The organism is Maricaulis sp. W15, from assembly GCF_001924955.1.
Lineage (GTDB): Bacteria > Pseudomonadota > Alphaproteobacteria > Caulobacterales > Maricaulaceae > Maricaulis > Maricaulis maris.
In genome coordinates this window covers 14,577-29,786 of record NZ_LQXG01000009.1, presented here as the reverse complement: position 1 = coordinate 29,786, position 15,210 = coordinate 14,577, and the positions used below count along the sequence as shown (strand labels likewise).

Below are 15,210 nucleotides of genomic sequence, written 5' to 3'. Positions count from 1 at the left end.
TCCCATCCCGAACACGGCCGTTAAGACCCCTAGCGCCGATGGTACTGCGTCTTAAGGCGTGGGAGAGTAGGTCGCTGCCCGGTCTGCACGATAGATCCAATATCCTCCACAAATATCCAAATACAAATCGCCCCCGAGCCAAATGGCCGGGGGCGCTTTTGTGTCCGGATCCAGGCCCGGAACAAAGCCCCGTCACGCAACGTCTCCAATTGCTCAAGCTGACCCAGCCCCGTGATCCGGGCCGATTGACCCAGCCCCGTGAATTCCGGCCAGGGGATGGTAGAGTCCATCGAAGAGTGCTCTGCCCCCAGGAAACTAGATCGTTTTGGATTGGAGTTTTCCGGTAGTCTGGAAGCAGGCTGGGTCAGAACCTCAAATCTCGCGATCGAAGTGACAAGCGCTCGTAGTTCGCGCACCCGGCGCGTAACCGTCCATAAATCCCTTGTCAGCCAGCGGGCCGTATCCGGTTCTTGAGGTCAAGGGCGCCGCAGGCGCCGCTCCGCGGGCATGCCCCTTGGGCTCAAGAACCGGATACGGCGAACTCCCGGCAAGGGATGTATGGCCGGGCGTGCGAAGCGCGCGCCGCATCTACCCCCAAACCCGCACCTGCCGGCCGCTGCGCGCGCTGGTGGCCAGGGAGGTGCGGCGGGGTCCGGTGCGGAGACTGTCCGGTGCCCCATCCAAAAGCAGACACCGGCTGGACGGGGGCGGGCCGATCCTTGTCCGGCCCGGCAATCGACATGTGCCGGTCTTTTACCGCCAGGCTCACGCCTTCGCGGCTTCCTTCGGCAATTGCATGCCATGGATCAGGCGCAGCTTGTTGCGCATGGGGGCGAAGGGCAGGAGGGCCATCTGGATGCGCTGGCCCAAGCTGAGCCCGGCGAGCAGGGTGAGCTTGCCTTTTAGCATGCCGCGATAGCCGGTCCGGGCGACGTCATGTGCGGTGAAGGTGCGGTCAAACAGGGGATTGCCCTGCAGGCCGGCGACATCGCGAAACTCCGTCGCCGTGGAACCGGGCAAAAGCGCCGTCGACGTGACGCCGTATTGGCGCGCCTCCTGGTCAATCGCATTGGAAAAATACGTCACGAAGGCCTTCGACGCGTAATAGACAGCCTGGCCCGGCCCGGGCACGAGGGAGGTGATGGACGACACGTTGAGGATCCGGCCCGAACCGCGGGCGATGAAGTCCGGCAGGAAGAGATGCGTCAGCTTGGCCAGGGCGGTGATATTGACCGCGATCATGCTTTCATGACGCGACCAGTCCATCTGGTCATAGCGGCCGAGGCCGCCGAAACCGGCATTATTGATCAGGTAGTCGATCTCGATACCGGCTGCCTTGACCGCGTCGTAAATCGCTGCAGGGGCGAGAGGATCGGTCAGATCCCCGGCGATTACGGTGACCGTGACCTTATGGGCGGCCTCCAGCTCCGCCTTGAGCGCGTCGAGCCGATCGGTCCGCCGGGCGGTGATTACGAGGTCGCCGCCGCGCGCAGCGTGAATGCGGGCCAGTTCCAGGCCGATGCCCGATGAAGCACCGGTGATCAGGGCGGTGGGTTTGGATTTGGTCATGGCAATCGATCTCCGAATGGCGCCGGTATCAAGGGGGCAGGACTTATGCGAGTTGGACAATTATTGTACTAAATGTAAATTTCTTTGGCGTCAATTGACGAATTTTGTCTGTTTTGTATAAGGCGAGCATGGCCCATCTGACCGACCGCGACCCGACCTATCTGCGCGTGCTCGAGGCCTTCGGCCATTACGGCTTTCGCAAGGCCTCGATGGATGATCTGGCCCGTGCGGCCGGGGTGTCTCGCCAGACGCTGTACAACCGGTTTGGCGGCAAGGAGGGCGTGCTCGACTGGGCCATTGATGGCTATGTCACGCAAAGCGAGGCGGCGGCGCTCGCCGCGCTGGACGGTAAACCGGCCGACCTCGCCTCCCGCCTGACCGGGTTCTTTGCCCAATGGCTGGGCTCGAGCGTTGAATTCCTGAGGACGGCGCCGCATGGCGCGGAAATCTTCGAACTCGGCAAACAGGCGCGTGCCCGTCTTCGCCCCGATCCGGACGAGGCCTGCACCACCGCGCTGGTGGCCGCGCTGGAAGGCGAGGGCCGGTTTGGTCACGAGGCCGCCCGCGAGGCCGGCTATGTCATGATGATGGCGTCCAAGGGCCTGCTTCTGGGCGCTCGGGACACCGACGCCTACGCCGCCGGCATGCGCCGGGTGATCGGATTTCTGCTGGCCGCGCGCGTCTGATCGGCCTGGCTTCAAAACCGACTTCCAGCCCGGCGCGGACGAAATGCGCCAACGATTACTGATTGGCTCCCCCCCCGCCCGGGCGCAAACCCCACCACAAACCGCCTGCGGATACGGTCCCCTGCTGACACGCGATCCATGGCCGGTTCCGCGCTAGGGTCCGGACGTCACACAGCGTGGCACAGGACGGGTCTCATACGGCCCAAGCCCATTGGCCCGTCCACCAAGCCCTCCAACCTCGCCCGGCAAAAAAAAGGGGGCGGACCCGGCAGGTCCGCCCCTTTTCAGTCTTGGTCAGTCCGGTCGGGTGCTAATTCACATCAAACCGGTCAGCTTCCATCACCTTGGTCCAGGCGGCGACGAAATCCTTGACGAATTTCGCTTCATTGTCGTCCTGGGCATAGACCTCGGCATAGGCCCGCAGGATGGAATTCGAACCGAAGACCAGGTCGGCCCGGGTCGCAGTCCATTTGGCTTTGCCCGTGGCGCGGTCACGGATCTCATAGGTCGATTTCGAGACCGGATCCCATGAATAGGCCATGTCGGTCAGGTTGACGAAGAAGTCGGTCGTCAGCTGGCCTTCGCGGTCGGTGAAGACGCCATGCTTGGTGCCACCATGATTGGTGCCCAGCACCCGCATCCCGCCGACCAGGACGGTCATTTCCGGCGCGGTCAGGCCGAGGAGCTGGGTCCGGTCGAGGAGCATTTCCTCGGGCGTGACGACATAATCCTCCTTGGCCCAGTTGCGATAGCCGTCAGCGAGCGGTTCCAGTGATTCAAAGCTGTCGCCATCGGTCATCTCATCCGTGGCGTCGCCGCGGCCCGGCGTGAAGGGCACAGTGACGGCATGACCGGCCGCCTTGGCCGCCTGTTCGATACCGACATTGCTGGCCAGCACGATGATGTCCGCGACACTGGCGCCGACCTTGTTGGCGATCGGTTCAAGCACGCCGAGCACACGGGCCAGACGGTCCGGCTCATTGCCCTCCCAGTCCTTTTGCGGGGCGAGGCGGATGCGGGCGCCATTGGCGCCGCCGCGCTTGTCCGAGCCGCGGAAGGTGCGGGCGCTGTCCCAGGCCGTGGTGACCATGTCGGACACGGAAAGACCACTGTCGGCGATCGCTTTCTTCGCGGCTTCGACATTCCAGCCCGTCGGGCCGGCCGGGATAGGATCCTGCCAGACTAGGTCCTCTTTCGGGACGTCCGGACCGAAATAATTGGCGCGGGGACCCATGTCGCGGTGGGTCAGCTTGAACCAGGCGCGGGCGAAAGTGTCCTTGAAATAGGCCGGATCGGCCATGAATTTCTCGCAGATGGCGCGATAGTCGGGGTCCATTTTCATGGCCATGTCGGCATCGGTCATCATTGGCATGCGGCGCACGGAAGGGTCGGTCGCATCGACCGGCATGTGTTCTTCCTTGATACCGATAGGCTGCCATTGATTGGCGCCGGCGGGGCTCTTGGTCAGCTCCCACTCATAGCCGAACAGCAGTTCGAAATAGCCCATGTCGAATTGGGTCGGATTGGTGGTCCAAGCGCCCTCAATACCGGAGGTGACGGCATTGGTCGCCTTGCCATCGAGATGCGGGTTGAGCCAGCCAAAGCCCTGGTTCTCGATCGCACCGGCCTCGGGCTCGGCGCCGAGCGCCCCGGCATCGCCATTGCCGTGCGCCTTGCCGACGGTGTGGCCGCCACAGGTAAGAGCGGCGGTTTCGGCATCATCCATGGCCATGCGGGCAAAGGTCTCGCGCACCTGGCCGGCTGTCTTGAGCGGGTCGGGTGTCCCGTTCACGCCTTCCGGATTGACATAGATGAGGCCCATCTGCACCGCAGCGAGCGGGTTTTCCATGGTGTCCGGCTTGCCGACATCGTCATAGCGGCTGTCAGACGGGGCCAACCATTCCTGCTCGGCACCCCAATAGGTGTCGATTTCGGGATGCCAGATATCCTTGCGGCCAAAACCGAAGCCGAAGGTCTTCAGGCCCATGTTTTCATAGGCAATCGTGCCGGCCAGCAGGATGAGGTCGGCCCAGGAGACGGCATTGCCGTATTTCTTCTTGAGCGGCCAGAGCAGGCGGCGCGCCTTGTCCAGATTGCCATTGTCCGGCCAGGAATTGAGCGGCGCGAAGCGGATATTGCCGGCACCGCCGCCACCACGACCGTCGGCGAGGCGGTAGGAGCCGGCCGAGTGCCAAGCGAGGCGGATCATCAGGCCGCCATAATGACCGTAATCGGCCGGCCACCAGTCCTGGCTTTCGGTCAACAGGGCGTGCATGTCCTTTTTGAGGGCTTCCACGTCCAGCGATTTGAGCGCTTCGTGATAGTCAAAATCCGGCCCCATCGGGTCCGGCTTTTGGTCATGCTGGTGCAGGATGTCGAGATTGAGCGCGCGTGGCCACCAGGCCATGACGCTGCTGCCGGTCCCGGTATTGCCACCATGCATGACGGGGCATTTGCCGCCACTGTTCGGATCATTGCCGTCCATGATTTCCTCCCAAGGGATTATTGCTCTGCAGGACCCGAGCGTCGGGCTTTCGATGGCACCTTTATCGCAGATGGAGATGTATTGATCCAATCGATTTAATTGTGGATCGGTATAGAAGTTTTCACTATTGACCGCGTGGAAAGTGGGGCCTGGCACCAATAATTTCGTCACCAATTATGGTGAGCGCCCGCTTTTTGGGGCGCGCATACGATGAATGTCGTATTCAAATTTTTTGGCCCCGGACTAGCCTGCCGGCGTTATTTGCCAGCGGGGGACGTCATGTCGAGTGTTTTCAGGAAATTTCTCGCGGCGCCATGCCGGTGGTTGACTGGATGTACGGGGCTCGCTCTGGCGGCGCTGGCACAATCGGGTGCGCAGGCGCAATCTATCGACCTGGACGAGCTCGTAGTGACCTATGTCGGCTCAGCTGAGGTCGGCAATGGCAACACCTACCGTGTCGACTATCTCTGGGTCCATTCACCGTATGAGCCGGAACGGCTCGGGCAGTGTGTCCAGCAGATCGTGCGCCCGGCGCGTGGCCTTGAGTATCTGCTGGGAGACTGGGTCGCGGTGGATATTCCGCACCAGACCTGGAATGCCGATTGCAACCGTGATGCGGCGGGGACGGTCCAGGACGGGCTGGCGCCTTGGGAGAATATCGGCGATGTGTCGCTGCATGACGAGCAACGCGTCAACCGGAACCCGACGCCGGGGGCCGGACTCTTTGCTGGCCGCCCCTCGCAGGCACCCTTGTCGGTCGTCGCCGACAAGCCGGTCCTCGACGCGACCGGTGAAGCGCTGACGATCGCCGACGGTGAACGCGTTGTGGATGGTTATGAGCTGTTTGAAAGCGCCACTGTGGATGCGGACGGACGTCTGAATATTACTTTGGACGGCTTTCTGGAGCTGGAAGACGGGCTGACTCTGGAGGGCGGCGAAGTCTATCTCGACGGTATTTTGCTGGCCGAGGCCATGACCCTGAATGGCGGGCGCTTCACGGTTGCCGAGGAGGGGCTCTATTTCGACTATTCGGCGGATTATGAAGGCGGTATCACGCTGAACAGCGGCGAGCTGGTCATTCTCGGCGGCCTCCTGACCGACTGGCTGATGCAGACTGATGGTTCGACCTATGTCGGGCCGGACGGCGTGTATTTCGATTGGGAAGGGGCCGTGATCAATGGTGGTGCCCTGCAGATCGCCGGCATCTTTGATACCGATACCTTGCTGCAGACCGGGGGCTCAACCTGGGTCGAGCCGGGCGGCTTGCTCTACGTCGCCTCCGGTGAAACCTTCCTCATGAATTCCGATATCCGCGTTGATGGCTTGCTCGACACGGTCGATCTCTATTTGAGCAATACGGACCTGTCCGGCAGCGGCGCGATCTTTGCGGGCGGGAATACCGTGATGTTTGGCGGTTCCATCCGCCCGGGGAGGCTGGACGGTGTGGGCGGCGAAGCCCTCTATCTGGAAAGCGACCTATTCCTGCGGGACGGTGTGATCGAGGTCGATCTGTCGGCTGAGGGCATTGATACCCTGATGGTCTATGGCAGCGCCGATATCGACGCTGAAATCCGTCTTAATCTGGACCCGAACTACCAGCCCTTGCGCGGATCGCGTTTCACGGTGGTTGAGACGGCCTTCGGTGTTGCCAGCAATAATTCCAGCCTGACTGCGCCTTCGCCCTCGCCGGTTTTGTCCTATGTTCTGGGCGTGACTGACAGCGCAATCGGTGTGGAGCTGCAAGCTGCGCCGTACGCGTCTTTTGCCGGATCCGATCAGCAAAGGGCGGTGGCCACGGCCCTCGACGCAGCCTTGTCGGGCGGAGCCAGCGATGCCGGTCTGCAGGAATTGGCGCACGCGCTGGATTACCGCCCGGATCTGGCCAGTCTTCAAGACGCCCTGCAAAGCGCGTCTCCAAGCGACACATTTGCGATGGACCGGCTCGGCTTCGGCATCAGCCGGGCCATGGCGGATCTGGTCTCGCAACGTGGCTCGCTGGCGCGCGACGCGGCGGGTGCGGGTGAGGCGGGTGTGGCCTTGAGCGAACGGGCCACGGCCTATTTCGATCTGCGCCAGCAATGGGGCAGCACGCGGCTGCCCAATGACCGCTTTGACATTCAGGAGCGGCATGGCGCGCTGGGCATTGATTTCCGGCTCTCCCAACACGGGATGGTCGGGGCTGCTTTCAGCTTTTCGGACTATGGCGCAGGCCGGGATGGCAGTCACGTCCAGGGGGAGGCGGTCACGCTGTTGGGATATGTCAGTCTCGCCAAAGACTCTTGGTACGGGCAGGCCTATGCCGCAAACAGCTGGCTCGACTTTGATCTGAGCCGTCGATTGGTCGTTCGGGATGCAATCGACGTCGCTCAGGCGGGTGTCGAGGCGGACCAGTTCAGCGCCGGGTTCGAAATTGGGGCGGCCATGGATCTGGGGGCTGTGTCGGTCGGACCGGTCTTTCAGGTCCAGCATGGGCGGGCCCGGTTTGACAGCTATACCGAGCAGGGCTCGGGTGCCTTTGATGCCCATCTGGCAGGGCGCGATGCTGACGAGACCCTTGTCGGGCTGGGTGGCCGTGTCGATGGCCGCCACGCGACCGCGCTGGGTGTCCTGGAATTACAGAGTGAGCTGGGCTGGTACCAGGACATGTCTGCCGGCAATGCGCTCGCCTATGCGGATCTGGAGGGCGCACCATCGGCGCAATTCCAGGTGCCGAATACGTCGCATGATGATGGCTTTGCCGCTCTGGATCTGGGCGTCAGCCTGAAACCGAATGCACTGACGGTCATTGCGGTCAGTCTCAACGCGGATTTCGGCCGCGGATCCGATCCGCGCCATGGCGCGCAGCTGAGTATCAGCCGGCGCTTCTGACGCCCGTCGCCTGACGCGGACGTTTTGCATTGCCCTGCGTGCGCATTTCTGCACCATTGCGACCGGTTCCGGCCGGCCTGGTGGTTTTGGTCTCCGTGCCCGGTCGGATAGAGGCTCACGTGTAAAACGGTACGTGTCCCCAGTTTTGTGTCCCAGTTTTCCGGTGTCCCCAGTTTTCCTGTCCCAAGACCGGCGTGAACTGCCGACGTTTGCGGCAGGCCACGCAATCCAGATAGATCGCTCTGGTTAGGTCTAAATTTTTGCGAGGTAATATCTGTAATGCTGTCCGACGCATTGAAATCATTCATGGACAAAATTCGATTCCATAGAGTGGTCGATGCCTATCGCAATGACGGTGAAAGATCATTGTGTGTGGAAGAATTGTCAAAATTTCATTTCGAAAAATACCATCTACTTTGTAATATATTCTACATAAAAGTTAGTGCTGACTACCGGGGCAAAATTTCAATTTGCTCTACTTCAGAGGCTCTATATATCGAAATTGGGTATTTTGTCAAACGCAGTAATGATGTGAATTATCTTAGGTTTTACTTAATTCTATTATTAAATGAATTGGAAGTTGATTGCGAATGGTTGACTTCCCTCGATGTGGATCTGCCATTTCGCTATGGTCTAGTTAGTCGGGAAATTCGGGGCGTGTTTGAAATAAAGGGGCTGTAGGGTCCTGTCAGAGGAACTTCGCCTTGAGTGCGGGCAGGGTGCTGACACTAAATAAATGGTGACAGGCACCCATTAAATAAACCGGGAAAACCGGGGACACATACCGGTTTTCGGCCGGACACCCGCCTGAAATAAACCGGGACAGACACAACTAATCCCCAGTCGCACCCCGCGCCCCGGCGCGCACCCCACCATAAACCGCTTGCCGAGAGGTCGCCGTATCCGCTTCTTCAGGTCAAGGGCCGCGACGCGGCCGCTGCGCGGTTTCACCCTTGAGCTGAAGAAGCGGATACGGCCTGCTGGCTGACAAGCGATCAATGGCCCTGTCCGCGCACGGCGCCGGTCCTCCGACAAGACAGCAAGAAGCCGGCGCGCTCCTCGGGCGCGAGGACGACACCCCGTTCGGCGAAGCCCGCCAGCAGCCCGCCGCCAATGACAATGGCGAAAGCTATACCCCCAATAACCGCAATAACCGGGACAGACACAGTTTCCGAAATCATGCGCGGTTCTGCTCGGCCGGCCGTCGACCTTGGTCTCAGCGCCCGGGGGATTGATTGTGGCTGTCGTCGTTTTTTGCGCAGCGCTTTGTTTCGTGTGGGTGAATAGTGAGCTTCCTGATCAAGCGATTATCTCGCTGCGGCCCGGCGGTATGACACAGGGGCAAATACAGGAGGCACAGAATGAATATTCAAATCGCAATCGCCTATCATTCCGGATACGGCCACACCGAGGCGCTCGCCAAGGCTGTCCACGACGGCGCCGGGCGCGAACCGGGCGCTACCGCCCGCCTGATCGATGTCACCGAGATGACCGAGGCCGACTGGGCCGTCCTGAACGCTGCCGATGCCATAATCTTCGGGTCGCCGACCTATATGGGCGCAGTATCCGGACCGTTCAAAACCTTCATGGACGCGACCTCCCGGATCTGGTTCCAGCGCGGCTGGCAGGACAAGGTGGCGGCCGGTTTCACCGTGTCGAGCTCGCAGGCCGGGGACAAGTTCGCCACCCTCAGCCAGCTCTCCACACTGGCCGCCCAGCACGGGATGATCTGGATCAGCCTCGGCCTGCTGCCTGGCAATAATTCCTCGACCGGGTCGGTCGAGGATATCAACCGCATCGGCGCCTCGATCGGCGTGATGGCCCAGGCCAATGGCGATCAGGGCGGCGATGTCGCGCCGCCGGACTCGGATCGCCGGACCGCGGCCCTGCTGGGTGCCCGGGTCGCCGAGATCACCGCCCGCCTGAAAACCGGAACCCAGGTTGCTTTGATTGATGATACGCCGCAGGCGGCCGGCTACCCCGCGTGCAGCATCTCGGCTTGACCGACGGTGCGTCCATGGGCGAGCGCCGTTTGTGCCGCTTAGATGTCAAAAAACTGGTGCCGGCTGAGGGACTCGAACCCCCGACCCCCTGATTACAAATCAGGTGCTCTACCAGCTGAGCTAAGCCGGCATCCAGAAACGGTCTGATACGCGGGCGCGGCGGGCGCGACAAGTGTTTGCTGCAATTGCGCCCGCCTCAATGCCCGTTGGCCCGGTCAGTCCTTGACGGCGGTCTTGTCGAGCACGGTGAGCAGTACCGCCATGACGACAAAGCCGGTCAGCGTATGGGCACCGTCGAGGACAAGCAGCATGACCGGTTGCAGGGCGTAGAGGATGTCATAGCTCATCGTGGTGATGACAAAGCCGGCCCACAGGAAGATGGCCCATTTGATGGCGCTGACCATGCCGTCTGCCTTGAGCGCCTTCAGCGTGAAGCCCAGCACGCCAGCGAAAATGATGCTGAGCAGAAAGCCGAGCCCCATGGACAGGCCGGCAGCCGCTTCCATGCGCGGTTCATCGGCCGCCGTGAAACCCCACAATCCCATCCACAATTCGGCGAACAGGACGCCATAAAACAGGGCCCCCACCATCCAGAATGCGATGCCCGCAACAAGGGTTGCGATGATATTCAATCCGAAAATTCGCGGCATTTCCTGTTTCCTCCCCAAAGCAGGGCTTGTATGTCTCGCCCTGCGAGGCGATGTCGCCAAGACTCGCCTTTCCCGCGAACAGCTTACCCCGTTTTCCGCGCAAGAGAAGAATTCCGACCATGGCCCGTATACTGATCACCAGCGCTCTGCCTTACATCAATGGCGTCAAGCATTTGGGGAATCTGGCGGGGTCGATGCTGCCGGCCGATGTCTATGCGCGCTTCCAGCGCCTGCGCGGCCATGACGTTCTTTATGTCTGCGCCACGGATGAGCATGGCACGCCGGCCGAGCTGGCCGCCGATGCCGCCGGCATGGATGTGCGCGCCTATTGCGACGAGCAGCACGATATCCAGAAGCGCTCCGGTGAGGGTTTCTCGCTGAGCTATGATTATTTCGGCCGCACCTCGAACGCGCCCAATATCCGCCTGACGCAGCATTTTGCAGATGTGCTCGAGGCCAAGGGGCTGATCGTCGAGCGGGTCGAGGAGCAGGTCTTTTCGATCGATGATGACCGCTTCCTGCCGGACCGCTATGTGGAGGGGACCTGTCCGCACTGCGGTTTCGAGCGCGCCCGTGGCGACCAGTGCGACAATTGCGGCCGCCTGCTCGAGCCGACTGATCTGAAAGAGCCCTATTCGAAGATTTCCGGCTCGAAGAATCTGGAAGTGCGCGAGACCAAGCATCTCCATCTGGTCCAGACCAAGATGGAGGCGCGGATCCGCGACTGGGTCGATGCCGCCACGGAATGGCCCAGCTTGGCCAAGTCGATCGCTTACAAGTGGCTCGATGAAGGCCTGCGCGACCGCTCGATCACGCGCGATCTGAAATGGGGGGTGCCGGTGGCCCATGAGGGCACGCCGCGTGAAGGGTTCGAGAGCAAGGTTTTCTATGTCTGGTTCGATGCGCCGATCGGTTATATCGGCGCCACGGCGGAATGGGCCGAGGCCGGTGGTGGTGATTGGGAAAGCTGGTGGCGCACCGACAAGGGCGCCGATGATGTCACCTATGTCCAGTTCATGGGCAAGGATAATGTCGCCTTCCACACCGTCTCCTTCCCGGCGACCATTCTCGGCTCGGAAGAGCCGTGGAAGACGGTCGACAAGCTGAAGGCCTTCAACTGGCTGACCTGGTATGGCGGCAAGTTCTCGACCTCGGAAAAGCGCGGCGTCTTCATGGACCAGGCGCTGGACATCCTGCCCGGGGATTATTGGCGCTGGTACCTCACGGCGAACGCGCCGGAAGGCTCGGATGCAGCTTTTACCTGGGAGCATTTCCAGGGGCTGATCAATTCCGACCTCGCCAATGTGCTGGGCAATTTCGTCAACCGCATCACCAAATACACGGTCTCGAAGTTTGACGGTCAGCTGCCGGCTGTCGGTACGCCGGGCGAGAATGAGGCCTGGATGGCGGCCGAGCTGGACCAGCGCTTGCCGGCGCTCGTCGCCAATATGGAAGCGATGGAATTCCGCAAGGCCGCGGCCGAAGTCCGCGCCATCTGGGCGGCTGGAAACGAGTATCTCACCAAGGCCGAGCCCTGGGTGAAGTACAAGACCGATGTCGACGCCGCCGCGGTCGGTGTGCGCACCGGCCTCAACCTGGTCGCCCTGTTCGGCATCCTGGCCCAGCCTTTCATCCCGGTCGCGGCGAAGAAAATCCTCGACGCAGTTGGTGTGCCGGAAGACCGGCGCAGCTGGAATTTCGACGGTCCGGCCAGCGACCTGCTGGATGCGCTGCCGCACGGTCTGGCGATCACGCCGCCGGAGGTCTTGTTTGCCAAGATCGAGGATGTGCAGTTGGCGGAATGGTCGGAGCGTTTTGGCGGGGCGCCGGAAGCCTAGGCCTGTCTCATGTGAGACGGAACAGGTCATTGATCTCTCGCCGGGATTTCGCCTTGGTCCATCCGGTTCGTCAAGGCGCAGGCCCGCTTTGCGGCACCGAAGGTGGCCTTGACGAACCGGATGGACCAAGGCCCACTGGCTGACAAGAAAACAATGGGGGGAGAGGGCGCGTTCGCGCCGTCTTGGGATGCGATGAAACATGCATTATTGGCGGCCGCCTGTCTTATGGCGTGTGCGGCCTGTGGTGGCTCGCCCGACGAGACGGCTGGCGAAGACGTGATTGGTTCTGAAGCCCTGCCCGCCGCCGTCGAAGCACCCACCCCCGACTTCACCGGCATTCCCGACTGGCGCCCGGTCAACCCTGCTGACCTCCTTCTGCTCGAGGTCGAAGATGGTGTGATTGCGATCGAACTCGCCGACTGGATCGCCCCCAATCACGCCAATCGCATGCGGCAGGCGGCGCGCGACGGGTTTTTCGACGGGCGCAGCTTTTATCGTGTGATCGACGGCTTCGTGGCCCAGGGCGGGCGCGGCGAGGACCCGGACGCGGTCGAGTTGCCGCAATATCCACCGCTCTCCGGTGAATTCACGATTCCCGCCTCGACCGTCACCTTCTCGCCGATGAGCGATGCCGACCTCTATGCGCCAACCGTGGGTCATGTTGATGGCTTCCCCGCTGCCATGAATGAGGCCGGCAATGAGGTCTGGCCGATCCATTGCCCGGGCACCGTCGCCATGGCGCGCGACAATGATCCCGACAGCGGCGATGTTGAATTCTACATCGTGATCGGTCAGGGGCCGCGCCATCTCGACCGGATCATGTCGGTCTTTGGCCGGGTGATTGACGGGATGGAGCATGTCCAGGCGCTGCAGCGCGGCGACCCGGCGGTGAACTCCGGTGTGATCGCCGACACGCTCGCTCGTGACATCATTGTGTCAGCAAGGATCGCCTCGGACCTTCCCGAAGCCGACAGACCCGCTTATGAGGTCATGCGCACGGACGGACAGGCCTTTTGGGATGCCAAGCAGGCCCGTCGTAACCGCACACACGACTTCTTCTTTGAAACCCCGCCGCCGGTGATCGAGGCCTGTCACATGCCCGGACCCGTGCGGATCGTTGAGCCGCAACTGGATGACTGAATTGCCGACCCGCTACGCCCCTGCCGACATCGTCAAGATCGCGATGGATTGTGAAAACCTGGACGCGCTCGCCGCGCCGCTCGAGTTCGCGTCGACGGCCGACGATCCGTGGATGGTCAATGCGGGTATTCTGGCCATCGGTCATGCGGCGCGGCGCTTCAAGGCCTATCCGGCTAGCTTGAAGGACACGCTTTGGGCGCGGATCCATGACTTCCCGCAGGCCGAGCAATTGCGCCCGGCCTGCCTCGCCGCGCAGGAAGACATCCGCCACTTCAAGGCCAAGCCGGTCTGATCAGCCCCAGTCGCGGCGGCTGAGCCAGATAATGGCAAGCCCGAACACGATTAGCCCGCCAATCCCGCCCATCATGATGGCCAGATCACTGCGGCCATCGTCGGACGCCAGTACATTCACCGGCATCAGCCAGGGAAAATAGAGACCCTTTTCGGCGCTGGTCGCGGCGACCGCCACGAATGTGCCGCCGATCCCGACCGAGACCGGCGCCGCGAAACTGCGAAACCGCATCGCCAAGCTCCACTGGATCGCCATCACCAGCAGGCCGGCGACAAACATCCAACCATACAGGCGCAGCGCCAGCACCGGGTCGAACCTGCCGGCGATCACCACACCGTCGCCAAGCTGCAGCCCGACCAGCGCGCTGGCCCAACTGGCGAAGGCGACCGCCAGGCTGACCACGGCCATCAATCCGAGCGCGACCAACGCCTTGGCCAGGAAAATCTGCCAGCGCGGCACCGGCAGGGCCAGCGTGTGCGACCAGGTATCGGGGCCGTGCTCCAGCTGGGCGATCAGGGCGGTCAGGCCGATCACGCTCATCGGCAGCAGGAAAAAGGCCCAGATCGCGGCGCCGGCCATGGTGTGCATCGTCCATTCCGGCGGCGCATTGCCGCTGGCGACGATCAGCACGCCCAGGGCAAAGACCATGACCGGCGGCGTGGTCGCGACGAGCAGAACAAGGGAGCGGCGCAGCTTGGTGGCTTCGGCGATCAGGACATTGATCATGCGGCATCCCCCGTATGGCCGGTCAGAGTCATGAAGGTGGTTTCCAGATCCGCCCGTTCGAGCCGCAACTCGCTGACCCGGCAGCCGGCTTCGTGCAGGGCCGCATTGAGGCTGGCAGCGCGCTCGGGCGTGATCGCCCCGGGATCGGTGAGGACCAGGCGCTCGCCTTCGTGGATCGGATCGGCAAAACCGGCGCTGCGCAGGACCTGTTCGGCCTGCGCCACCGGGTCGGCGGTGATGATCAGGCGCGGGGTCTGTTGCCGCGATAGCGCGTCCAGCGTGCCGTCGAACAAGACCCGGCCATGCTGCAGGAGGCCGACATGGGTGGCCAATTGCTCGATCTCTGACAACAAATGGCTGGACATGAAGATCGTCGCGCCGGTGCGTTCGGGCAGGGCGCGGATCAGGGAGCGCATGTCACGGATGCCGGCCGGGTCGAGACCATTGGTCGGTTCATCCAGGATCAACAGGCGCGGCTCGGCCAGCAGGGCGCGGGCCAGACCCATGCGCTGTTTCATGCCGAGCGAGTACTGCCCGACCCGGCGGTCGGCCGCCTCGCGCATGTCGACCAGCTCCAGCGCCCGGTCGATGAGCGCGGGTGCAATGCCCAGCATGCGGCGCGTGACGTCAAGGTTTTCGCGGCCGGTGAGGTTGGGAAACAGGGCCGGCGTCTCGATCACCGCGCCGACACTGGCCAGGGCCTGGCGCCGGTTACGGGTCAGGTCATGACCGCCGATCTCGATCCGGCCGGCCTGGGGGCGCAGCAGGCCCATGGCGCAGCGGATCGCAGTTGTCTTGCCGGCGCCGTTTGGTCCGAGAAAGCCGTAGATGGCCCCGGCGGGAATGGCGAGATCGACGGCGTCGAGTGCGGTCAGCTTGCCATAGCGCTGGGTGACCTGATGAAGTGAGAGGACGGTGTCTGTCATGCTTCTACTAGGCCGGACAGTGTGGCG

The 15,210-nt window shown here is 62.3% G+C and carries 12 protein-coding genes, 1 tRNA gene and 1 rRNA gene; 8 read left to right on the top strand and 6 right to left on the bottom strand.

The annotated features are described in order from the left end of the window. Nucleotides 1-83: ribosomal RNA gene (gene rrf / locus AWH62_RS05350) — 5S ribosomal RNA — on the top strand; the annotation flags it as partial. A gap of 682 nt (nt 84-765) precedes the next feature. On the opposite strand, the gene AWH62_RS05345 is transcribed toward rrf, so the two are convergent. Next, nucleotides 766-1,569, bottom strand: coding sequence for an SDR family oxidoreductase (locus tag AWH62_RS05345; RefSeq protein ID WP_075189459.1), 804 nt, complete (start codon nt 1,567-1,569; stop codon nt 766-768). Between the two features lie 128 nt (nt 1,570-1,697). Here AWH62_RS05345 and AWH62_RS05340 point away from each other — a divergent pair, with 128 nt between their 5' ends. Continuing rightward, nucleotides 1,698-2,255: a TetR/AcrR family transcriptional regulator gene (locus AWH62_RS05340; RefSeq protein WP_075189458.1), complete on the top strand. Its 558-nt coding sequence runs from the start codon at nt 1,698-1,700 to the stop codon at nt 2,253-2,255. Between the two features lie 310 nt (nt 2,256-2,565). Here AWH62_RS05340 and katG read toward each other — a convergent pair whose 3' ends face one another. Continuing rightward, the gene (katG, locus tag AWH62_RS05335) at nt 2,566-4,740 is read right to left on the bottom strand and encodes a catalase/peroxidase HPI (RefSeq protein WP_075189457.1); all 2,175 of its coding nucleotides are present in this window, start codon (nt 4,738-4,740) and stop codon (nt 2,566-2,568) included. 324 nt (nt 4,741-5,064) lie between these two features. Here katG and AWH62_RS05330 point away from each other — a divergent pair, with 324 nt between their 5' ends. The 3 genes from AWH62_RS05330 to AWH62_RS05320 all read left to right on the top strand — a co-directional run bounded on the left by AWH62_RS05330 (nt 5,065) and on the right by AWH62_RS05320 (nt 9,611). Further along, entirely contained in the window at nt 5,065-7,608 is a 2,544-nt protein-coding gene (locus AWH62_RS05330; protein ID WP_143742938.1) for an autotransporter domain-containing protein, read from the top strand. A 306-nt stretch (nt 7,609-7,914) separates the two neighbouring features. Further along, complete coding sequence (locus AWH62_RS16755) at nt 7,915-8,289, top strand: hypothetical protein (RefSeq protein WP_143742937.1); 375 nt, start codon at nt 7,915-7,917, stop codon at nt 8,287-8,289. A gap of 680 nt (nt 8,290-8,969) precedes the next feature. After that, nucleotides 8,970-9,611, top strand: coding sequence for a flavodoxin family protein (locus AWH62_RS05320; RefSeq protein WP_075189454.1), 642 nt, complete (start codon nt 8,970-8,972; stop codon nt 9,609-9,611). A 54-nt stretch (nt 9,612-9,665) separates the two neighbouring features. On the opposite strand, the gene AWH62_RS05315 is transcribed toward AWH62_RS05320, so the two are convergent. Further along, nucleotides 9,666-9,741: transfer RNA gene (locus AWH62_RS05315), tRNA-Thr, on the bottom strand. An 85-nt stretch (nt 9,742-9,826) separates the two neighbouring features. Continuing rightward, a complete protein-coding gene (locus AWH62_RS05310) occupies nt 9,827-10,261 on the bottom strand; it encodes a DUF1761 domain-containing protein (protein WP_075189453.1) in 435 nt (144 codons plus the stop codon). A 119-nt stretch (nt 10,262-10,380) separates the two neighbouring features. Here AWH62_RS05310 and metG point away from each other — a divergent pair, with 119 nt between their 5' ends. From metG to AWH62_RS05295, 3 genes are all read left to right on the top strand, one after another. Continuing rightward, complete coding sequence (metG, locus tag AWH62_RS05305; protein ID WP_075189452.1) at nt 10,381-12,099, top strand: methionine--tRNA ligase; 1,719 nt, start codon at nt 10,381-10,383, stop codon at nt 12,097-12,099. Nucleotides 12,100-12,291: 192 nt separating this feature from the next. Next, nucleotides 12,292-13,239, top strand: coding sequence for a peptidylprolyl isomerase (locus tag AWH62_RS05300; protein WP_075189451.1), 948 nt, complete (start codon nt 12,292-12,294; stop codon nt 13,237-13,239). Then, nucleotides 13,232-13,531: a hypothetical protein gene (locus AWH62_RS05295; protein ID WP_075189450.1), complete on the top strand. Its 300-nt coding sequence runs from the start codon at nt 13,232-13,234 to the stop codon at nt 13,529-13,531. Before AWH62_RS05300 ends, AWH62_RS05295 begins: the two co-directional genes overlap by 8 nt. Here AWH62_RS05295 and AWH62_RS05290 read toward each other — a convergent pair whose 3' ends face one another. Together AWH62_RS05290 and AWH62_RS05285 are read right to left on the bottom strand one after the other, a co-directional pair. Continuing rightward, nucleotides 13,532-14,257, bottom strand: coding sequence for an ABC transporter permease (locus AWH62_RS05290; protein ID WP_075189449.1), 726 nt, complete (start codon nt 14,255-14,257; stop codon nt 13,532-13,534). Next, nucleotides 14,254-15,183 (bottom strand): ABC transporter ATP-binding protein, encoded by a 930-nt coding sequence (locus AWH62_RS05285; protein ID WP_075189448.1) that lies wholly within the window; start codon nt 15,181-15,183, stop codon nt 14,254-14,256. The genes AWH62_RS05290 and AWH62_RS05285 overlap by 4 nt, the downstream gene beginning before the upstream one ends. Nucleotides 15,184-15,210 lie beyond the last annotated feature (27 nt).